The 698-nt window shown below is 76.9% G+C and carries 1 protein-coding gene; it reads right to left on the minus strand.

Annotated features, from left to right (window positions below; genetic code table 11):
• The coding region (locus tag ACK4TH_RS12645; protein WP_409626954.1) for an ABC transporter substrate-binding protein at positions 1 to 698 on the minus strand (698 nt) is incomplete at both ends.

The raw sequence follows: 698 nt of genomic DNA on the forward strand, positions 1-698 counted from the left end.
CATGCGCGGTCCGGGGCGCACCAGCACGTCGGACTGTGCCGCATCGAACGCACACACCCGCCCCTGCCGCACCGCGCGCAGCCGCGCCCAGCCGGGCCGCTGCGCCAGCGCCCCCGCCGCGCGGCTGCTCACCAGGATCACGTCCGGGTCGGCGCGCACGACGAACTCCGGGTTCAGCTTCGGAAAGGGCCCGAGCGCAGCCGGCACCACGTTGCGCGCGCCCAGGCGCTGCAGCGTCTGGCCGATGAACGACGCCTCCCCCGCCGCATACGGGCCGGGGCTGACCTCGACGTAGACGCGCAGCCCGCGCGCCGCCGGCGGCAGCGACTGCGCCGCCGCCCCCACCGCCGCGTCGATCGCGCGCCAGACGCGCGCCGCATCCGGTACCTCCAGCAGCGCGCCCAGCGTCAGCAGCACGCGCTGCACGTCCTGGTGCGTGCGCGGCTCCAGCGCCACCACCTTGAGCCCCAGCGCGCGCAGCCGCTCGATCGCCCGCGAGGAGGTGGCCGCCAGCACCACGTCGGGCCGCAGCGCCACGATCGCCTCGATGTTGGGGTCCAGCCCGCCGCCGACGCGCGGCACGCCCGCCAGCGCCGGCGGCCAGTTGGTGTAGCGGTCCACCCCCACCAGCCGCTCGCAGCGGCCGAGCTCGAACACCGCCTCCGACAGCGACGGCAGCAGGCTGACGATGCGCTGCG

The sequence above is a fragment of the Tepidimonas sp. genome, assembly GCF_046292505.1.
In the GTDB taxonomy this organism is placed as follows: Bacteria; Pseudomonadota; Gammaproteobacteria; order Burkholderiales; family Burkholderiaceae_C; genus Tepidimonas.